This window comes from Flavobacterium sp. KKT103 (assembly GCF_055640565.1).
In genome coordinates, this window is the sequence record NZ_CM145766.1 from 2652677 (window position 1) to 2674322 (window position 21646).

Below are 21646 nucleotides of genomic sequence, written 5' to 3' on the forward strand. Positions count from 1 at the left end.
AACGCTTTTTGCAGAAAGAATTGCTGCAATTAAAGCTTTTTTTGAAATTACCATCTTTTCAAGTATTAATTGTTATGTCTACTCTTTTTTGGGTTTTCGACTTCTCCCATTTATTATAATACAATTGTAAATATATGAATTATCTTTATTATTGCAATAATGTTGCTTTAATGTTTTTAATGTCCTTTCAACAATTCTCTTCGGATTTTTTCTTTTTCTTCGTCCCACTTATGCTCATAATTGTAGAGTACAATTGCCCATATTGGTCATGTGTTGATTTTAAAAAGATTTTTTATATCTAAGCTTTTATGTGCTTTAAAATTCAAAGTATGCCCTATAATCATCCCTAGACCACCGATGTAAAGTAAGCCCGAATTAATATTAAACACTATTTCTAATACAACACTTGTCACAACTAGTACTATAGAAATACCTAATGTGATTTTGACTTTCTTAGTCGCATTACTCATCAATATTTTAGAAACGACAAACATTCCAATACAACAAAAAAGGCAGTCTATAAAGCAATTATCTGTAAACCCAAATGGAAGTATTGTAAATAAAGGAAAGATCATACAATGTATCAAACAGAATGAGGCACTCGAAATACCTAAAATATCGTATGGTTTTGTAGTCTTGTTAATTTCTATATTTTTCATAATGCAATTTTGTTGTAAATATACATTTATTTAGTTAATGCAACAATATTGCATTTGTATTATTCGGTAATTTCTACAAAATTTTTATTAGTTTCAAAAAGAACAACCGAAAGTTGTAATTCTGGATTTAGTTTTAACTTTAGTATCTCAAAAATTACTTTTGCAAAATTTTCTGTTGAGGGAATTGTATTTGCAAATTCGGGACAATCAAGATTGAGGTTTTTGTGGTCAAAACGATCTTCTATTTCATCTTTTATTAGGTCGGCCAGGGTTTTCATATCCATTATATAACCTGTTTCGGGGTTTACTGCTCCGGTTAATTTTACAATCAGTTCAAAATTATGCCCATGATAATTCGGATTGTTACAAATGCCAAATACGGCTTGGTTTCTGGCATCGCTCCAATTGGGATTGTGCATTCTGTGGCAGGCATTGAAATGCGCTTTTCGGCAAACGGTTATTTTCATTTTGTTTCTAATCTGTTTTTGTTTGACAATCTTCACAAGTACCCTCTATCAAAAGATTCATCGTTTCCATTTTGCTTTTGCCTAATATTTTTAAATAATCGGTGGGTAAATCAGGTAATGAAACTACGGTTTCGCAATCCTTGCATTTAAAATGCGATTTACCATTACAATCTGGTTTGTGTTGATCTAAAGTATAGGTAGAAATTCCGTTGGCATTGCAAAACTTTTCGATAATTCCTTTTTCATAATAGAGTTGTAAGCTTCTAAAAATACTGGATCTGTCGTGTTTCAAATGGAATATTTTTTCTAAATCTAATAATGTAAAAGCCTTTTCAGAACCTAGAAAAACAGCCAAAACATCCAATCTATTTTGGGTGATTTTTAATCCATTTTCTTTGAGTATTGTCTTGGCTTCTGCTGTCATTTTAGATCATTTTAAAAAAATCATTTCTTATTTGGTCATCGCAAAATTTACCAGCATACTCTAAAGTGGTTGTTTTACTTGATTTGTCATTTACACCACGGCTTGAAACACATAAATGCTCGGCTTCTACCACTACAATAATATCATCGGTTTGGAGTGCAGTTTTTAGTTCGTTAAAAATCTGAATGGTCATTCGTTCCTGCACTTGTGGTCGCCTGCCATAATATTCCACAATGCGATTCATTTTCGAAAGTCCAATAACTTTTCCTGACGAAATATAACCGATGTGTGCCACACCAACGATGGGTAAAAAATGATGTTCGCAAGAGGAATTAAAAGTGATTTGGCTTTCGACCAACATTTTGTTGTATTGGTATTTGTTGTCAAATACCGAAATTTTGGGTTTATTTTTTGGGTCTAAACCCGAAAAGAGTTCTTTTACATACATTTTACCCACACGATAAGGTGTTCCGCTCAAACTATCATCGGTTAAGTCGAGTCCTAAAATTTCCATTATTTTATGATAATGTTCAGCAATAGCTTCTATTTTTTGATCATCGGGCATCACAAAAGCATCCGCTCTCAAGGGCGTTTCTGCCGAGCTGCCAATGTGATTATCGCCAAGATTATCGGCTTTTTGTTTGTTTAAATCTTCCATAATATATTTTTCTTTATTTTTCTAAAAAAGTTAAGTTGCTATCGTCCCAATTTAATTTTCGGTAAAAACAGGCTTTTCTATTTTCTCCATTTTGATTAAAGGTGTGGCAAACGCCTCCGTTTTCGAGTGTTACTTGATATACCAAAGCATCTTGATCACAATCGATTAATATGTTGTCTATTTTTAAGGTATTGCCAGAAGTCAACCCTTTAGTCCAAATCTCATTTCTTGAAGTACTATAAAAGGTGGCTTTTCGAGTTTTGATGGTAATTTCAAAAGCTTCTGCATTGACCGTAGCCATCATCAATAGTTGTCCTGTACTTGTTTCTTGTACTGCAACGGACAGCAATCCGTCACGTTTGTCAAATTGCAAATTCAGGTTTTCGGTTTCTTCTAATTCAGTTTTACCAGTTGTCATTTTCAAAATCCTTAAATAAATAACTCGGTTGAATGCCATCGTTTTTCTGATACTTTCCGCTACTGTAGGTTTCGTATTCGCCTTCGATAGCATGGTAATAAATTTGACAAACTTCAAGGTTTGGATAAATGATCAAGGGCTGAATGACAAAGATTTCTAAGGTCCAATAGCCCTCAAAACCTACATCGCCAAAACCAGCAGTAACGTGTATGAACATTCCCAAACGACCAATACTACTTCTGCCTTCGAGCATAGGCACATAATTATGGGTTTTGGTATATTCTACTGTTCTGCCCAAATACAATTTGTTGGGTTCTAATAATAATCCTGATTTTGGAATGCTAATCATCGATGTTTTATGATTCATTTTCATATCCAAAATGGTATTATCGTAGACCAATAATTCATCGTGTAATCTCAAATTGTAACTGTTGGGATTGAGTTGTTTGGCATCGAATGGAGCTATGGAAATATCGGTTCCCAACTTTTTCTCTATTTCTTTTCCGCTTAAAATCATTTAGATAATTTTTAGTTCTTGTTTGAAATTTTCAATGAATTCGGAAACCAAAACAACGCCTTGGTCTCCTTGTCCGTGAACCCGAACGGCTACTTTGTTCTCTTGACTTTCCTTTTCACCCACAACAAGCATATAAGGGATTTTTTGAGTTTCGGCATCTCTAATTTTTCGTCCAATTTTTTCTTCGCGATCATCGACTTCTATCTGCAAATCGAATTCTTCGTTGAGTTGATTGGCAATTTCTTGACAATACCCGCTGTATTTAGAGGCAATAGGTAACAGAATAACTTTGGATGGTGCCAACCAAACCGGGAAATTACCGCCCGTATGTTCGATTAAAAGCGCAATAAAGCGTTCCATAGAGCCAAACAAAGCGCGGTGAATCATTACAGGTCGGTGCAAGGCATTGTCTGTTCCGGTATAAGTCAAATCGAAATTTTCGGGCATCATATAATCGACCTGAATCGTACCGATTTGCCATTTTCTTCCAATAGCATCGCGTACCATAAAATCTAATTTTGGGCCGTAAAATGCGGCTTCGCCTTCTTTGGTCGTGGTTTTCATTCCACGTTCTTGGGTTGCTTCGATAATGGCATTTTCGGCTAAATCCCACATTTCATCGGTGCCTAAATATTTTTCTTTATTGGATGTATCTCGTAAAGAAATTTGGGTTTGAAAATCAGTAAAGCCTAATTTTCCATAGACTAAATTGACTAAATCAACTACTTTCAAGAATTCTTCTTTCAGTTGATCGGGTCTGCAATAAATATGCGCATCATCTTGGGTAAACCCTCGTACTCGTGTCAATCCGTGCAATTCGCCACTTTGTTCATAGCGATAAACGGTGCCAAACTCGGCATATTTTATAGGGAGTTCTTTGTAGCTTCTTGGTTTGGTTGCGTATATTTTGCAATGGTGCGGGCAATTCATTGGTTTCAAGAAAAACTCTTCGTTTTCGGCTGGCGTTTTTATGGGCTGAAAAGCATCTTGACCATATTTGGCATAATGCCCAGAGGTAACATACAACTCTTTTTTGCCAATATGCGGACTGGCTACGTGTTGGTAACCCGCTCGCATTTGAATTTTTCGTAGAAAATTAATCAAGTTTTGGCGCAAGGCTTCTCCTTTTGGTGCCCATAATGGCAATCCCAGTCCGACTTCTTCATCAAAATAAAAAAGTTCTAATTCTTTACCTAATTTGCGGTGGTCGCGTTGTTTGGCTTTTTCGAGAGCTTCGAGATAAAGTTCCAATTCTGCTTTTTTAGGAAATGAAATTCCATACACACGGGTTAGCATTTTGTTTTTATCGTTGGCGCGCCAATAGGCTCCCGAGATAGCAGTAAGTTTTACGGCTTTGATTAAGGAAGTATTCGGAACATGCGGGCCAGCGCACAAATCGGTAAAGTTTCCTGTTTCGTAAAAAGTAATCAAACCATCTGTTAAACCGTCAATTAATTCTAATTTATACGGATTTTGATTTTGTGTAAAAAAGGCTTTGGCCTCTGCTTTTGAAACTTCTTTTCTTAAGTTCAATGATTTTTTTTGCGCCAATTCGAGTATTTTGTTTTCGACTTTGGTAAAATCAGCATCGGTAAATTTGTATTCGCCAAAATCAACATCATAGTAAAATCCATTTTCTATGGCGGGGCCTGTGCCAAGTTGTATGCCGGGATATAATTCTTGTAAAGCGGCACCAAGCAAATGGGCAGAAGTGTGCCAAAAAGCATTCTTACCCTCTTCGTCTTTCCATGTCAATAATTCGACTTTTGATTCGTTTTCAATGTTCGTATTCAGGTCTATAATTTGTCCGTTTGTAGTAGCAATCAGTACTTCTTTGGCTAAAGAATTGCTAATAGATTGCGCCACATCAAACAAAGTGACGGCTTCTTGTTGGAATGTTTTTTGCGTGTTTGAGGGTAAGAATACAGTAATCATAATTATTTTATTGGTCTAAAAATTTGAATCTTTTCTGGGTTACAAGCCATAAATGGTCCTTCGAGCAAATCAATACAATAGGGTATTGCTGGAAAAATGGCTTCCAAACAAGGTTCGATAGCGGCGGGTTTTCCTGGAAGATTGACAATTAAAGTTTGGTTTCGAATTCCAGCCGTTTGTCTTGATAATATGGCTGTGGGTACGTATTTAAGACTTTCTTTCCGCATCAGTTCGCCAAAACCGGGTAGCATTTTTTGGCAGACTTTTTCGGTGGCTTCGGGTGTCACATCACGCAAAGCAGGGCCTGTTCCTCCAGTGATAAAAATCAGACTACATTGTTCTGTATCGGATAAATAAATTAGTTTTTCTATTATTAGTTCTTCTTCATCGGGAACAATCACAAAAACAAAATCACAGCAATAATTGGTGTAATTATCGACCACTTTCCTGATTTCAGGACCTGATAAATCTTCATAAATTCCTAAACTTGCTCGATCAGAAACTGTAAGAATTCCAATTTTTATTTTCTCCATTTTGGTTTAGTTCGGTTTTTTGTTCTTAATAATTGCACTTCTTACCAATCGTTCTATGGTTTTTAATTCTAATTCTTTTCCAATAAAAACCAATTGACTTTTTGTAATTATGTGCTTTTCTGCGGGTACGATAACGACCGTTTTTCCTGTAGTTTGCACCAAGAACACTTCATTATCAGCATTCAACACATAGCCTTTTATTCTATAAATCTGATGGTAATACAAGTAGAGATTTTTGAAAAGCTCGTATTTTAAGGTTTGAATATCAAAAAGTGCTTCTGTTTCATAAAGTACTGTTTTGATTTTATGAGCACTTTCAGATTTGTAAATGCTGTTTGGAGTTAGTGGTTTTTCGATATTTTCGGTCGCTAAATTTAATCGGTCCAAAGCGCCAGCTGGAGATAAATGAATACTTGAATATGGATTTATGGTTTGTATAAATTCTTTTATTTCATGGATTATTTTGGTAGTAACCAAAGTAGCTTTGTTAATGACAATACAATCTGCCGTAACAATCTGTTTTTGTACTTCGGCATTAGTATCCTTATAGAAAAGTATGTTTTCGGCATCAACCACCGTGATGATTTTTTTTAAATCAAAAGATTCTGCAACATAAAGAACCTTAAAAGTTGCTGCTAATTCTCCCGCATCGGCAACCCCAGTGGTTTCTATAAATAAGTTATCGGGTTGATTTTCTAAAGCATCAATTCGGCTTAATGTTTCGAGTAATTGGTTGTTTATCGAACAGCAAATACAGCCATTGGTCAATTCATATACGGCCTCAAAACTTCCGTTTACCAAGCTGGCATCAATGTTTATTTTGCCAAATTCGTTTTCTATGACTACATTTTTTTCGTTAGAAAACTGTTGTAATAAATTGTTCAAAAGTGTGGTTTTTCCCGAACCTAAAAATCCAGTAATGATGTAAACGTTAATTTTCTTTGCCTTTGCCATTCTACTTTTTTGAATATTTTTATCGTTAAAATTCTTCTTCAAATAATTCTTTACTTGTCATTACACCAGCCAAGCCACCCATAGCGACTGCATTAGCGACTGATCGCATCATAGTGTTATTATCGCCGCAGGCAAATACTCCCGGTAACGTTGTTTTTTGAAAAAGATCGGTTTGTATCAAGTTATGTTCCGTCAATTCACAACCTAACTCCTCTGGAATAGTACAATGTTGTTCGAATTTTGGTCTGGCATATAAGGCAGTTATTTTTAATGAAGTTTCATCTTTAAATTCGATACTTTTTAACTGACCATTCGTATGTTCTAAATAATTAATTTCAGTGCTAATGATTTTAATTTGATGGCTTTCTAACTTTTCAGTCTGTTCCTTTGTCAATGTGGATGCTCCGTTTGTGAAAATGGTCAAATCGGTTGTCCAGTTTCGAATCATTTTTGCTATTTGAAAAGCGACATCTCCGTTAGCTAAAATCCCTGTCTTTTCGTTCTTGTATTCATAACCGTGGCAGTAAGGGCAATGAATTACTGAAATTCCCCAACATTCTGAAAATCCTTTTAAATCGGGCATTATATCTTTTACACCAGTAGCAAAAATCAATTTCTTAGCAGTGAATATTTCATTGGTTTGTGTTGTGATTTCAAAATCTTTTGCTGTTTTTTTACCACTTATTGCAAGTCCGTTGTAGCATTTTACAGTATCATATTGCTCCACTTGTTGATTGGCTAAAATTGCAATTTCTTTTGGTGTTTTTCCATCTTGGGTTATGAAGTTATGAGAATGTGGCGTCTGAATGTTGCAAGGTTGTCCACTATCAATGATTAACACCTTTTTTAAAGCCCTCCCCAAAGCCATTCCTGCTGAAAGCCCTGCATAACTTCCGCCTATAATTAGTACATCAAAATTGGTGTTATTGGCCATATTTTTAAAGTTTATATCTGCTGCTAATAAAAAGGCAAGGCTAATGCAGTCGAAGTACATCCAACCTGTCAAAAGCCAAAATCCAATAATTCAAATCTTTCGAATTTAAATAATAGCTATAACGGGTATTTGATTCTTTCTTCTTTTTCTTGTACATTTGCCTATTGCAATTTTGTTGCAAATATACTGGGTATTTTATTAATCGCAACAATGTTGCGTTATATATTTTTTTGTAATTATGAAAGCGACACGAAACACGGCCTCCAAAACTGCTATTTTGGAATTGATAACACACTCTGAAGTGGCATTATCACACGTCGAGATTCAAAAATTGACGGGCGATTTATGTGATAGAGTTACTATTTACAGAATTTTAGATCGCTTGGTCAATGAAGATTTGATTCATAAAATTGCTACGCCAGACGGAACGGTCAAATATGCGAGTTGCCATCATAATCACGGCGATCATAATCATACGCATAATCACGTACATTTTAATTGTGAAAAATGCCTTTCGGTAACCTGTTTAGATTCGGTGGAACCAACCTATAAAATTCCAGATAATTATTTGGTAAAAGAGGTCAATTTTACATTATCGGGATTGTGTCCTAATTGTATTGAAAATAATTAGTTTTTAATCTCAAAAACAGTTTATTTGGAATTACTGTTTTTGAGATTCTCATTTTGAAATTAGATTATTTTTTGATTTGGATTGTTTCCCATCATTGAAAACTTATCTCTCAAAATCATCATATCCTCACTTACTTTTTTATCCAAAATTTTAGCATAATGTTGCGTAGTTTGAATATTTTTATGTCCCAACATTTTGCTTACGGTTTCGATTGGAACTCCATTGGTAAGTGTAACCGAAGTCGCAAAAGTGTGTCGAGCCATATGGAAAGTGATTTCTTTTGGGATGTCACATAGATCACCAACTTCTTTTAGATAAGCATTCATCTTTTGGTTAGTCAAAATTGGTAAGACACTATCTTCATTTATACACTTTGGATGATTGGCATATTTTTGAATGATTTCTTGAGCAATGGGTAGAACTGGAATTTTGGATTTGGTATCTGTTTTTTGACGGTTTTTAAAAATCCATTTTTCTCCATCGATGCCAATTGCTATGTGATCTTTCATCAATCCTTTTACATCAACATAAGCCAAGCCGGTATAGCAAGAGAAAATAAAAATATCTTTCACTAAAGTTAATCTTTCTGTCGAAAACCCTTTGTTGTAAATTCTATTTAACTCTTCTTCAGTAAGAAAATCTCGTTCGACTTCTTTCATTTTTCCTTCGTATCGGCTGCACGGATTCTTATCTAACCAATCATTATCCAGACAAATTTTAATTATTTTTCTAAAATTTCTAACATATTTTACAGCAGTATTGTTGTTGCATTTTTTAACGCTTCGTAAATAGAATTCAAATTCAGTAACAAAGGCATAATCAATTTTATTAATGCTAATGTCTGAAAGATTGTATTTTCATAAAATATACTCTTGTAAATGTTTCAAAGATATTTTGAAACGTTCTAAAGTTCCATAGGCATAACCATTGCCTATAAGTTCTTCGATTTTGTAATTATGACTTTGATAAATTGGAATGATCATTCTCTCCCGCTGATGGGTTCCTAATATTCTTGACTTGAAATTCTCCAGGGATAATTCTTCATTTTTATGAATTAACTCCATCTGAATATCAAAAACTTTAGATTTCATTAAATCCAGATAGTTATTTATTGTTCTAGCTTCTTCCGTGCTGCCTTTCATTTTGGATAATTCTGGAGACCACTTGGATTTTTCAATGAATTTCTTGGAGCTAAATTCGAAACGTTGTCCGTCAACCGTTAGTCGAATATAAATTGGTAGTTGTCCAGCTGTATTAGCTTTTGTGGTTTTCGCATAAATGTGAAGTGTGATTTTTGCTTTCATCGTGGTGACCTTTTAATTAGTATTCAATTTAATTTTCTAATTGGTAAGAAACAAGATGTACATATTCTGAATAAGTATTGAACTGGTTGTTAGTACGACTGTTTGTAAGGATTGAGACCATTTAGCGAGACCCTAAATTGTGAAATTTTAAGGGTCTCGATTTTATCTCTTTCCAATTAAGATTGAATGAATAATTTGAGGGATGCCCAAAAGAAAAAACCCTATAAATCATAAGATTTATAGGGTTTTAAAACCGTTTGTTATTAAACTTGTGGGCTGTCAGGGTCTGCAGTCGAACACTTGATACCTATTTTGACATTTTTTGAAAACCTAAAATAGTATAATTATAAAAAAAACGCCATTGTCCAATGGCTTTTTTTGTCTTTTTGTGCCCCTTAAGAACCTAAAGGCGGACCATTTTTTATACGAGTTGAAGAAAATTTGTTAACACCATAGTACAGTTTCTGTTTGCATATCCACTTTAAATATATTCAATTTTAATGAATTTTAAGTGATAAAATTCGAAACACGACATAGAAAAAATGAAGTTTTTGACTGACTTGGTAAAGTCCTCTTTAAGTAAATAATAGTTTTTAATTTGTTCTTTTTACTTTACCAAAAGTTTCTAATTCCATGAATTTTGACTTAAACAAAATTGAAGGTATTTTCTTTTGCAAAAGATTGTGAAAGTTTTCATCATGCGTTGATAATATGATTTGCTTATTTTGATTTACCATGATACTTCTGAATAAATCAATAGTAGATAGTACATTTATACTATCCATTGATTGGATTGGATCATCAATAAAAATACAGTCTATGGGAATACCTTTATTGTCTGTTGCATTTAACGCTTTCGCTAAAAAGATGCTTAAGCTCAAAATATTTAATTGAGCAGCACTGAAATAGAGGTTTGGAATTATTGGATCGTCAGACGTTTCATCTTTGAGTAGATAAACATTTAACTTTGGTTTATCATCTTTAAAGTCACAAATAAATTTTATCTTTTTGTAATCAGGATGAGGGTCTATACGGCGATATATATCGTTAATAATATCTTCATAAAAAAATGATTTAATTTTTTTGCCAAGATAGCTTGAAACAGCATTTTTTTCTATTTCTAATTCTTTTTTTATTTTCTTTTCAAGAAAAGATTTTCTCTCCTTTAGTTCCGATTCAGTTTTTTTTGCTTGCTCATATTTTAAGTATGGCTCAACATTTTTTTTCAGCTCAGTTAACAAGTTATAATTTTTGATTTTTTGTTCATTTCTTTTAAATGTCACTTGTATCTTATCTCTCTTTTCCTTTAATTGTTCGATCAATGATTCTTTATCTAAAGTATTAGAATCAATTTCTAATATTGATTTAAGATCTTGTTCAAAAGAAAGGATTTTGTTTACTAACCTATTTTTCTCTTCTGTTTTTAATAATAATTCTTTATCAATTGATTCTTCAGTATAATTTTTAAGTATTTCGTCTAAATCTTTAATACTTTTCTGAAGCTCATCAATTTGTGTTATATTAGACGCTACGCCATTTGTAACAGTTCTTAGTTCATCCTCTAATAAGCCTAATTCTAGTTCTTGGTTGGGAAATTCAAATTTATAATACTCTGTGATTTTTATGTAAGTTTCTTTCTCTTTTAATTCTAGTATTGTTTTTTCAAATGTTTTAATTCTATTGGTAATAGCTTCAAGTTCTGCAGTTTTAGATTTTAAAGCTATTAGATTTTTTTCAATTATTGGATTATGAACAGACAATTCTACTTTAATATTAAGTAATTTATCTTCCTGCATTTTAGTATAATCTTCGTAAGAAACACCAGCTAACATAACATTGAATTTCTGTAAACTTTGCTTTAACTCATCCAATTCTGCAGTTAAGCTTTTTTTAGAAATTTCAATGTCCGTTATATTCATTGAAAGTTTTGACAATATACCTGTTTTTTCTGCGATATTTTTATTTAGTGAATTGGTAAGTTTTTCAATATTTACTTTTAACAATTCCAATATTGAATCGATTTGAACTTCAATATCAGTACGTTGTTTTAATAGTGATGATAAAAGTTCTGATAATAAATTATTATTAGCAACTCGTTGTGAAAGTTCTACAAAAGTGGTATATTCAAAGTTACAAAGAGGGCATGTAGATTCCTGATTTTTATCAATTATCTCTGCCCCTTTTAAAATGAAATTGGCAATATCTTTATTTAAATTCTCTTGTCCTTTAATTTGGACATTAAGTAGCTCAAGACTTTTTGATTTTTCCCTAAGATCATTTTCATTTTTTTCAATTTCTAGTATTAAATCTTTAGAATCAAAAAAAAGTTTTTCGTTAATTGAAGGATAGAGTTTTTTCTCAATATTTTGGACAGCGTTGTTTAATTCTTTAATTTGTAATTCCAAATCTAGTTTGGATTGTTGCAAAGGTTTAATTTTCAGTTCCTCACTATCGATTTTGTTTTTTAGATCTACAGATTTAATAGTGTTATTATTGTATATTTTATTCAATTGAGGCAGGTTCTCAATATTTAATTCTAGCTCATTGATTTGTTTATTTAGATTTTCAAGTGTACTAATTTGATCAGATTCAAGAATTCTTAAATTCAAAACATCTTTCCCTATTTCTGTTTCCTTGTCACTTTCTTTTGCAATTTGATCTTCAATTTTTAAAATCTCATCGCGAATCTGAATATAATCTGAAAAAAGCTTAAAAATACTTTCAATCTTTTCTTTTTCTAGTACTAATTGTTTCTGATTTTCTGCAATCTGATTTAATTCATTAATTGATTTGGCTCTTTGTTTAAATTTTTCTAGGAGACTTTGTATCTCTATCTGAGCCTTATCCGATTTTACAAAATCAATTTTTGAATTAAAATAATTTTCAATACCAACTACATCTGTACTTTCAGAAAAAACACTGGCAATAAACGCTAACAGTTCCTCTTGTTTCTTATTTTTGAAATTGATGTCATTTAATCTCTCTGAAATGAAATTAGATAGATTAAATGATTCAGTTTCGCTGTAAGTTTCCAGTATAGGACTAATTTTCTCATCTAAGGTATTCAATTCAATGATTTTATCATTGACCTTTTTAAGAATGTCCTTATCTCCTGAGAAATCTAATATTTGTTGAACTCCAGTTAATTTTGTTTTTATATCATCAATTGTTTTATTGTTCTGATTAATCAGTTCTATTATTTTTTTATAATAGTCATCTAATTTTTTATCTCCGAAATAGCTCATAAATTTATCATAACGAGCTGAGGGATCTTCAACCTTTAAAAAAGCATCAATCCAATCCTGTGATAGTATAACTGATTGAAAATATTTGTTTTGTACCTTACTTTCAGTAAAATGAAAATCTACTGTACCTTTTCTATTCGCTCTATCTATTTTCTTTTTTATAGATGGTATGTTAGAATCTGTAAAATGAATATTTATTTCTGTATCTAAACTATCTGGTGCATATTTATTTCTCAAAAGATACTGACCCTTTTGATTTGAGTTAAGTTGTCTTTCTGATTTAGCAGCTTCCTTATTAAGTTTTACATTCTTTAAAAATCTATCTATGCTGTCAGTTAGACCATATTCTACAGCATCATAAAAAGAGGTTTTCCCAAAACCATTTGGAGCAAAAATTGAAACAAAATCTGCTGTTACTTCTTGATTGTCTTTTGAAATATTAAAATCAAAAGTTCCATTGATAACCTCTTCGTAAGCTCTAAAAGCTTGTATTTCTACTTTTTTAAACTTCATCTGTCAGTGATTTTTCAATTTGTTTAAGTGCTTCTCCAAAAAAATCATCTTTATTTTTTTTTGCCTTTGAAAGATCTATCTTATCTATGATTACAGATAAAACCTTATTTTTTGAAAATTTCAGATTTACTTTATCAGCAAGGTTAACATTCAAATTTATATTTGTAATATGTTCTGAAAAAAGATAATCTTTGAAGTCAGCATCACTCATTTCCTTTTGGTGATTTACAACGATTTTTCGACTAGATATTGTATCATGTTCAATTCTATGCTTTAACTCTTTGCTAACATCTGAGGTGATATAAAATAAATAAATATTCCACATATCGAATTCTGATTCAAGTTTGGATTGAAAATATACTCCAATCATATTTCGTATTTTTTCCCAAGTTTCATTTAGTGTTTTTTCAGTATCACTTTTTATAAAAAAGGCATTAATTGAACCTCCATATTCTCCTTGATATAGATTAAACTCTTGTTGCAAAAAGTTTTCATTTAAAATTTCAATTATATTTTTACTCATGCTCTAATAAGATTTTATACTCAATAATCAATTTTTCTAACAATACATCGTCATCTACAATATCAGCATATTCAGTATGCTTTTTTATAATTGACTTTTTTTTAAAATATTCAATATGAATAAATTTATAATCCTCTAGAGGAAAAGTAATTCCATTATCTATTTGTAACAATTCTCTGTCATGTCCTTTTCTTTTCTCTGTAATAGCATTAGCTATGTGGGGAATTCTTTTATCTAAAATATAAGTTTCTTCGTCTGCTGGTGGTTTAGATATTCCAATTATTACAATGCCATCCTTTTTCAGTCCTCGGTAATCCGAATATACCATATTAGTTAATTGATCAGACCAATCACCATCGCCATCTACAGAGATTAATCTGATTTTATTAAATATATCTTTAATTTTTTCAATAGTGTAATTCTCTTTTTTAACAATATTTAAAATCGTAAGAAACTCCAACCATAAGATCCAAATTCCTTTGGATTGCAAAAAACTTTTATCTTGATTGAATAATAATAATCTATTTTCAAATATTTTTTTAATTTCACTGGGAGTCAATGGACTGTTGATAATTTCTTGAGTTTTACTCTTAAGAAAATTCTTTGTGAATTCAATGTTTTGACTTGCAAAACCAGCTTGCAAGTCAAAAGTTTCATTTTTCAAAAATGAAAAATTGCACATGTAATCTGGTAATAATTCGGGTAGATTATTTCCCCTTATTATTTCATTTATTCCTTCAATATAAAATCCATTTATTTTATTATGAGCAGCCTCTGGATCATTAAGTCTTGGAAATATACCTTTTAATACAAGATTATTTCCATCTATTTTAAATATACCACTTCCCGAAAAACCGATTACATTTTTGGCGGCACTTCTATTAAAAGTAAACATTGGATTTTCACTTATAATTTCATAAGATATTTTCTTTATTTGCTCAAGCCCGCATATGCAGGAGAGATTTGTACTTTTAACAACTTCATCCTTAAGATAAGTGGGATATCCAAAAACTTGTAGTGCTTCATTCCGTAATGGCTCTTCTGCTGTTAAAATATAATCTTTGTCTCCTAAATAAGGAACAATGATTAAAATTAAATCTAAGCTATCATGTATGTGAAGTTCTGTTGCAGGAACAATGTCACCGTTATTTCTACTGATTACAATTTCATCTACACTACAAATAGATTTGTCGGGTTTTTCAATATTGTGTTTCACTGAGAGTACGTATGTGAACTCTAGTGTATTTGGTTGAAAAATACATCCGCTACCATTATTAACTTTTACGGAAAAAAATCTAAATTTATCTTCTATTGATAGCATATTTATAAATCTATTGTATATTCCATTTGTGATAAAAGGCAGATTTCAAATTTAAACTTTTCGAAGTCTTCGGGAAGAAATAAATCATTTGAATAATCGTCATAGTTAAAATATAATTTACAATTAGGATTATGTTCTATAATTCTAGCGATAGCTTCTTTATCAGGTAGTCCATGCTTACTGCCATCTGTACTTATTACATATTTTTCACACTCAATTAAAGATAATAATTCTTTTTTTGTATTTCCTTTGCTCGCATGATGTGAGACTTTTACAACATTAACCTTTAACTTATTTTGATTACTATATCCAAGGTTTTTTAATGAGTCAATAACTACTGATGGGTGTGCATCTCCAAGCAATAGTGCTTTACCTCCAGTATTCTCAATAAGAATAGCTATTGAACTTCCATTTGGAACCGCTCTGTCTTGAGTAAACTTTCTTTCTACCAATTCAGAAATAGTTGTTGAAAAATCGTCATGTTCATCGGACATATTAATTTTTGTATCAACTTCTGTTTGCCATTTTTTATTTAATTTTTTTAATCCTTTTTTAGAAGGTGAAAGAATAGTGATTTTTGAACCAAAGACCAAAATAGGATCACTTACTTTAATGAGGGATTGTGACCATTGCCCATCAGCTATAAGTGCTTTTTCCAATGTTATACCCTGATCAACACTCATGTTAGTTTGATCGTTTAAAATAATGTTTACTTCTCTTGTTTCATCTCTATTTTCTTTAAAATAATCAGAGATTAAATTACCAGAATTGAACCATACATTTTTAATAAAACTTCTATCAAATGTTGTATCTTGATATAATTCTTTAATTCCTCCAATATGATCGTCGTCTATGTGTGTAACAATTAACAAATCAATATATTCATTTTGTGGCAAATTCTCAAGTTCAGGCTTTAAGGTTCTCTGATATGTTTTTGGAGTTCCTCCGTCTATTAAAATATTTCTATTTTTTCCTTCAGAATCTTTATAAGAAACTAATATTGAATCACCGTTAAAAGCTGGTAAAAATTTAATTTTCATAAATAATATTTTGAGTTACTAAACTTCCTTTAATAATCTTATTTTTTTGCCAATAAACTACAATAGTAATATAAATTTATGTAAATCCTTTAAAAGAATTCATAACTATAAAAATATTACTTAATAACTGTAAATGCCACTATTTGAGTTCCTCTTTAAAGAAAGAATAAATAATTAAATTTTTAAGCAATAAAACAAGTTATACTATTAGTAATAAAGTAAAGCCAATTATATTCCACCTTTTTATAAAAATAAAACTTGCTATGAGTTAGACTTAAGTACTCAATATCCTCTTCAAAGTATCTTGCATTGCTATTCTAAAAGCGTCATCTTGGGTTACTTTTTTGTATAAATCAAGTTCTATTTTACGTTGTTGTGCCATAACATCTTCAAATATTTTCTTGAATGCAATTTCTCGATTTTGAGCATCTGTATTTTCAGAATATTTTACCGCATAGTCTGGATGGGCTTGTATGCTTTTGGCGAGACTCACAAACTTTACTCTTTGTTCTTCTGGAGTTGCATCCCAACCTTGAAACCAGCGTTCATTAAAACTGTTGATAATTAAATCTAAAGGATCTTCGTCTTTATCTGTTCCGTGCGCTCCTCTAGGATTTGGATTTTGTGGATCTAATTCGGTTTCGGCATCGTCTAAAGAAATACTTGTATTTAATTTAACCCTTTCTAAACCGTACGTAGACAAATCGACTGAATTTAATAATTCATCTAGTGCGTCAATACTGCTATCTACAATAATAAGTTTTGGAATTAGGAATTTTAAAAACCAAAACAACTTTTCCCAATTGACTACTTCATAAGGCAAAATAGAAGCCATCTGACCGTAGATTTTGACAAACTGCTTGGCTTTTATTTTAAAATCGGCTTTCTCGCCGTCTTCTAATTCTAATTGGAAATTGAATCGGTCTGCAGCTACGTCTATAATTGGACTTAGTAATTGTGCATCTACTTTTTTGAAATATTTATCTACAAAATCTTCTACTTCTGCCCATTCGTAAACTCCCGTATTGTCTAAAACTGCTTTGATTTCGTGTAATACATTTACATCTGTAGCTTTGTTTAGTGATGTTGCAGTATAAAAGGGGTCGAAAGCTTCTTTCATATCCTCTGCAGCATTAAAAAAGTCCAATACAAATAAATCTTCTGTTTTCTTTCCTAATTTATTAGCGGATCGGTTTAATCGGGATAACGCCTGCACGGCCAAAACACCTTGCAATTTTTTGTCCACGTACATTGCGGTTAGTTTGGGCTGGTCAAAACCTGTGAGGTATTTGTTGGCTACTACTAATATTCTATAATCGTCTGTATCAAATTTATCACGAGTGTCTTTTTCTGCAAAACCATTAATGCTGTCTTCAGTATATTCTATTCCGTCGATAGTTTTCTTTCCAGAAAAAGCAATCAACGCTTTGAAAGGTTCTCCTTTTTCTTTGAGTATTTTTTGAATGGCAAAGAAATATTTAATGGCTGATTCAATACTTTGAGTTGCCACCATTGCTTTGGCTTTGCCTTTTAGTTTTTTGGTATTGACAATTTTAGTAGTAAAATGTTCGACCACAATATCTGCTTTTATAGCAATGGTTTGTTTGTGTTGTTCTACAAATGCTCTTAATTTTTTTTGAGCTTTGTTAGTGTCGAATAATGGATTCTCTTCTATCGATTTTTCTATTTCGTAATAGCTTTTGTAAGTGGTGTAATTTGCCAAAACATCCAAAATAAAGCCTTCTTCAATGGCTTGCTTCATCGAGTACAAGTGAAACGGTTTGAATTTTCCATCTTCTTGCAATTCCCCAAACTTTTCTAGGGTATTTGATTTTGGTGTAGCGGTAAAAGCTAAATAAGAAGCATTCGTACTCATTTTACGAGAACGCATTATTTCGATAATTTTATCTTGTGGATCTTCTTCCTCTTCTTCCGAGTTCATATTTCCCATAGCGCGGTTCATATTATCGGCGGCGGAACCACTTTGACTGCTGTGTGCTTCATCAATGATTACTGCAAAACGTTTGTCACCTAAATCAGCAATTCCATCCACAATGAATGGGAATTTTTGAATGGTGGTAATAATGATACGTTTGCCACTTTCTAAACTTTCTTTTAAATCTTTGGAAGAATAAGCGGGGGCTACAATATTTTTAACTTCTGAGAATTCTTTGATGTTTTCTCTTAATTGCTTGTCTAATAAACGTCTGTCGGTTACTACGATAACGGAATCAAATAACGGATTATTTATTCCTTTACTTCCTGGTGTATTTTCGCTTTCGGGATAGGTTTCTATTAATTGGTAGGCTGCCCAAGTGATGGAATTTGATTTGCCTGAACCCGCAGAATGCTGAATTAAATAAGTTTGTCCTACTCCTTTTTTACTGGCATCGGCTATTAGTTTTCGAACCACATTCATTTGGTGGTATCGGGGGAAGAATAAGTTCTTTTTGCTTAATGGTTCTGTTTCTTTGCCATCAAAACGCACAAAATGCTGGATGATGTTTGCCAAACTTTCACGTGTTAAAACTTCATCCCATAAGTAGGAAGTTTTATGTCCAAAAGGATTTGGCGGATTGCCTTTGCCAAAATTATACCCTAAATTGAAAGGCAAGAAAAAAGTATTAACTCCATCGAGTTTGGTTGTCATATAGACTTCATCGGTATCGACTGCGAAGTGTACAATACAACGCCCAAAATTTAATAAGGGTTGGGTTGTATCTCTTTTGTTTTTGTATTGGTTTTGACCGTGAACTTTGGCATTTTGCCCTGTCCAATGGTTTTTGAGTTCCATTGTTGCAACGGGTAAACCATTGACAAAAATAACCATATCGATTTCTTCTCTTGGATTGAGTACGGAATACCTAATTTGGCGAGAAACACTAAACTCATTGTTTTCAAAATTAGTTTTTGCACCTGCACTACTACTCGCTAAAGGCAAGACATACATTAGTGTAAAGTGTGCATCATCAACTTCTAAACCTTTACGAAGCAAACGCAGAATGCCGTATTTTTTAATCAAACGATCTAAACGCTCCAAGATTTTGAGTTTCCAATCGTTTTGTTTTTGCAGTTTGGCTAACTCTTCTGGTTGAGTTGTTTCTAGAAAATGCCAAAAGCGAACTTCATCAATAGCATATTTTGCATTGAAATCATTAGCATAGCCAATGTAATAGCCATTTCCTGATCGATACAATTCCTTGCGGTCTTGTATGTTTCCTTCTTGCTTTAATTCTTCGAGAGAACTACCAGTAAGTTTTTTTTCTATGGAGGATTCTAGAGCTTGTTCGTTGGTTTGTGATGGCATAATTTATGATTCTATTATATTCTTTTCCCAATCAATCTTTTTTAGTTTTTCTGCATATTTATTTGTTGCTAAAACAATATCTGACTTTTCACCAACATAGTCATTAATATCAAAGTATCGTCTACCAAATAAACCATTTGGAGTGTTTTTTAAAAAAGACGTTTTTTCAAATGAGTCCACACAGAAAAACTTATGACCTTCTGAAATATTCCATCCTAAATCTACTTTTGCATCGTTAACAATATTAATAATATTTTGTTTTTGCTCATTAGTTGGGGCTCCATTTGTTTGATTGGTAACAATTAAATTTCCATCATTATCAATATGAGCAGTAATAATATTTTCTATTTTTCCAATACCTTGAACTTTTTTATCTTTATAAATACCCATATGAGTACATCTTGAATATCCTCTATCGTCAGGATCATAGTATACACTATTTCTAAAATTATGATTAATTGTCCATCCGCAAGCTATGACTAGCATTCTAGGATTGTTATTTGGTAATAAACCGAATAAACTACAAAAATCTTCAAAGTCATCAATAATATCTTTTAGTTCAACATCATAGTCAAAAATTATCTCTCGGTAAGTCTCGATAATTTTTTTAAAAGTTACATTAACAAAATTAATGTTCTTTTTTTTATCTATATTAAAATTACTTACTTCCTCTATTAGTTTGTTCTTCTGATTATCATTAATATACTCAGGAGCTAAAGCTAGCAGTATTTGTTTTTTTTCAGAATTAAATTCTTCTAAATGATTTGTCAACTGATAATTATTGAAATTATCAAACAACTTGGTTTCAATAACTATTTTAAAGCTACTTTGAGTTATTATACCGTCAGGAACAGATGATTTACTTTTACTTTGTTGTGAAAAGTCAACGCCTACATTAATTTCAATATCTGTTAAAGTGTCAATAAATTGTTTGAATTTATTAGGGGAATAATTGTATAATCTAGAAAACAATAACAGGGTGTTGTTTGTTACAACATTTTCTTTTTGATGATATCTTTGGAAATAATGTACTTTACTCATTTTTATATTTATTTACTTTCTTTTTTTAACTCCCAATAAATTTCATTAAAAAAACTATCAGCTTCCATCATATTGTTTAATCCAAGCTCTTCGCAAATTTCTTTTATGATTAAGTTGTATTCTTTATAATCATAGCCGTTATATGAACTACTATGAGATTTAAAATATATACCAGCTTCTTCTTTTAATACTTTTATTGGATTACTATTTAAATTAGCAAATCTATGAGGTTGGTAAGTTAACATTATTTCTGTAACGTAATTTATTCGAGCACCATCAACATTTTCTACAAGCTCTTTGGCTCTTTCAAATACTATTTCGTGGCTAGATTTTTGATTTTCTTTTATGAATTTTACCAATGATTTAAATTCATTTTTACAATGATATACTTTTTCCCTATGCCTAAATAAACTACCACTTTTCCATAAAGCTTTTTGTCCTTTTTTACCAACAAGTAAATCAATTATTTCTTTAAATCTACTTTGTGTTAATCTATTTGAAATAACAATTTCATCTAATAATTGCTTAGCATATTTATAGTGTTTTTCTCTTTCCTTTGACAATAATAAAAATTCTTGTAAATCAAAATTATTTAACCTTGTTTTTAATTTTTCATAGTTAAAGCTATAATCATTAGAATTTTTATCTGGAGCTATTTTTTGTTTTATTCTAACTGTTTTTTGTTCATTATAAAAATGTTTGTAGCGACCAATTACCAATAAATTAACAAGATCTGCATTTTCATTAGAAGTTATTCTTTTAAAATATTTAACCGCATCTTCCCAATTTATATTTGAGGTTAATGTTTCTACACTCATAGAAACTTCCTCATTGCTAATTAAACCTCCTTTTGTAATATTGGCAGAACCAGAAATTACTACACCATTATTAACTTTTTTAAACAGGAATAATTTTGGATGAAATACTTTTTGACTAGTTACTGCATTTTCTAAATATAAATTTGCGTTTCTTTTAGAAATAAATAAATCAAGTAAAACCCGTAAAGCATCAGGTTCAGTTAATCCAAAGTTTTGTCCAGCTATGATATGTATAGGTTTGTTTGCTTTTAAATGTTTTTTTATTGATGGTAATAACAAGTTAAGTCCAGACATTTTTAAAAATGCAGTAGCCATCCATATTTCATTTGCATCTTCAAAATTTTGAAGAATACAATCGAGATGGTTTGAAGTACTGTTATTTGATATTAACTGCATTATATTTT

20 protein-coding genes and 1 pseudogene are annotated in these 21646 nt (G+C 31.5%); 1 reads left to right on the plus strand and 20 read right to left on the minus strand.

Annotated elements, in window-relative coordinates; genetic code table 11:
- Positions 1–266: 266 nt before the first annotated feature.
- Genes ACZ2G0_RS11360 through ACZ2G0_RS11405 form a run of 10 tightly spaced genes read right to left on the minus strand, consistent with a single transcriptional unit; the run spans position 267 to position 7499 of the window.
- On the minus strand, positions 267–659 hold the full coding sequence (locus tag ACZ2G0_RS11360) for a MerC domain-containing protein (protein ID WP_470307754.1): 393 nt from the start codon (positions 657–659) through the stop codon (positions 267–269).
- 59 nt (positions 660–718) lie between these two features.
- Positions 719–1126: a 6-pyruvoyl trahydropterin synthase family protein gene (locus ACZ2G0_RS11365; RefSeq protein ID WP_470307755.1), complete on the minus strand. Its 408-nt coding sequence runs from the start codon at positions 1124–1126 to the stop codon at positions 719–721.
- A 7-nt stretch (positions 1127–1133) separates the two neighbouring features.
- Entirely contained in the window at positions 1134–1550 is a 417-nt protein-coding gene (locus tag ACZ2G0_RS11370; protein WP_470307756.1) for a Fur family transcriptional regulator, read from the minus strand.
- A gap of 1 nt (position 1551) precedes the next feature.
- Positions 1552–2208 carry a GTP cyclohydrolase I FolE gene (gene folE, locus ACZ2G0_RS11375; RefSeq protein ID WP_470307757.1) on the minus strand — a complete coding sequence of 219 codons (657 nt, stop codon included), beginning with the start codon at positions 2206–2208 and terminating at the stop codon, positions 1552–1554.
- 13 nt (positions 2209–2221) lie between these two features.
- Complete coding sequence (locus ACZ2G0_RS11380; protein WP_470307758.1) at positions 2222–2626, minus strand: phosphoribosyl-AMP cyclohydrolase; 405 nt, start codon at positions 2624–2626, stop codon at positions 2222–2224.
- Entirely contained in the window at positions 2613–3143 is a 531-nt protein-coding gene (gene dcd / locus ACZ2G0_RS11385) for a dCTP deaminase (RefSeq protein WP_470307759.1), read from the minus strand. The genes ACZ2G0_RS11380 and dcd overlap by 14 nt, the downstream gene beginning before the upstream one ends.
- Positions 3144–5078 (minus strand): threonine--tRNA ligase, encoded by a 1935-nt coding sequence (gene thrS, locus ACZ2G0_RS11390; RefSeq protein ID WP_470307760.1) that lies wholly within the window; start codon positions 5076–5078, stop codon positions 3144–3146.
- 2 nt (positions 5079–5080) lie between these two features.
- Positions 5081–5611 carry a molybdopterin adenylyltransferase gene (mog, locus tag ACZ2G0_RS11395; protein WP_470307761.1) on the minus strand — a complete coding sequence of 177 codons (531 nt, stop codon included), beginning with the start codon at positions 5609–5611 and terminating at the stop codon, positions 5081–5083.
- 6 nt (positions 5612–5617) lie between these two features.
- Positions 5618–6565: a CobW family GTP-binding protein gene (locus ACZ2G0_RS11400; protein ID WP_470307762.1), complete on the minus strand. Its 948-nt coding sequence runs from the start codon at positions 6563–6565 to the stop codon at positions 5618–5620.
- A gap of 25 nt (positions 6566–6590) precedes the next feature.
- The gene (locus ACZ2G0_RS11405) at positions 6591–7499 is read right to left on the minus strand and encodes an NAD(P)/FAD-dependent oxidoreductase (protein WP_470307763.1); all 909 of its coding nucleotides are present in this window, start codon (positions 7497–7499) and stop codon (positions 6591–6593) included.
- A 238-nt stretch (positions 7500–7737) separates the two neighbouring features.
- Here ACZ2G0_RS11405 and ACZ2G0_RS11410 point away from each other — a divergent pair, with 238 nt between their 5' ends.
- Entirely contained in the window at positions 7738–8130 is a 393-nt protein-coding gene (locus tag ACZ2G0_RS11410) for a Fur family transcriptional regulator (protein ID WP_470307764.1), read from the plus strand.
- Positions 8131–8189: 59 nt separating this feature from the next.
- On the opposite strand, the gene ACZ2G0_RS11415 is transcribed toward ACZ2G0_RS11410, so the two are convergent.
- From ACZ2G0_RS11415 to ACZ2G0_RS11460, 10 genes and pseudogenes are all read right to left on the minus strand, one after another.
- Positions 8190–8789 carry a site-specific integrase gene (locus ACZ2G0_RS11415; RefSeq protein ID WP_470307765.1) on the minus strand — a complete coding sequence of 200 codons (600 nt, stop codon included), beginning with the start codon at positions 8787–8789 and terminating at the stop codon, positions 8190–8192.
- A gap of 75 nt (positions 8790–8864) precedes the next feature.
- Positions 8865–8969 (minus strand): annotated as a pseudogene (locus ACZ2G0_RS11420) (phage integrase SAM-like domain-containing protein); the annotation flags it as partial.
- An 18-nt stretch (positions 8970–8987) separates the two neighbouring features.
- Positions 8988–9434 carry an Arm DNA-binding domain-containing protein gene (locus ACZ2G0_RS11425; protein ID WP_470307766.1) on the minus strand — a complete coding sequence of 149 codons (447 nt, stop codon included), beginning with the start codon at positions 9432–9434 and terminating at the stop codon, positions 8988–8990.
- A gap of 593 nt (positions 9435–10027) precedes the next feature.
- Complete coding sequence (locus tag ACZ2G0_RS11430) at positions 10028–13192, minus strand: hypothetical protein (RefSeq protein ID WP_470307767.1); 3165 nt, start codon at positions 13190–13192, stop codon at positions 10028–10030.
- On the minus strand, positions 13182–13715 hold the full coding sequence (locus tag ACZ2G0_RS11435; protein ID WP_470307768.1) for an ABC-three component system middle component 1: 534 nt from the start codon (positions 13713–13715) through the stop codon (positions 13182–13184). The genes ACZ2G0_RS11430 and ACZ2G0_RS11435 overlap by 11 nt, the downstream gene beginning before the upstream one ends.
- Entirely contained in the window at positions 13708–15036 is a 1329-nt protein-coding gene (locus ACZ2G0_RS11440) for an ABC-three component system protein (protein ID WP_470307769.1), read from the minus strand. Before ACZ2G0_RS11440 ends, ACZ2G0_RS11435 begins: the two co-directional genes overlap by 8 nt.
- Positions 15037–15038: 2 nt before the next feature.
- Entirely contained in the window at positions 15039–16076 is a 1038-nt protein-coding gene (locus ACZ2G0_RS11445; RefSeq protein ID WP_470307770.1) for a ComEC/Rec2 family competence protein, read from the minus strand.
- A gap of 274 nt (positions 16077–16350) precedes the next feature.
- Positions 16351–19383, minus strand: a complete 3033-nt coding sequence (locus ACZ2G0_RS11450; RefSeq protein WP_470307771.1) for a type I restriction endonuclease subunit R — start codon at positions 19381–19383, stop codon at positions 16351–16353.
- A gap of 3 nt (positions 19384–19386) precedes the next feature.
- Complete coding sequence (locus ACZ2G0_RS11455; protein ID WP_470307772.1) at positions 19387–20424, minus strand: hypothetical protein; 1038 nt, start codon at positions 20422–20424, stop codon at positions 19387–19389.
- An 8-nt stretch (positions 20425–20432) separates the two neighbouring features.
- Positions 20433–21638, minus strand: a complete 1206-nt coding sequence (locus ACZ2G0_RS11460) for a hypothetical protein (protein WP_470307773.1) — start codon at positions 21636–21638, stop codon at positions 20433–20435.
- Positions 21639–21646: the final 8 nt, after the last annotated feature.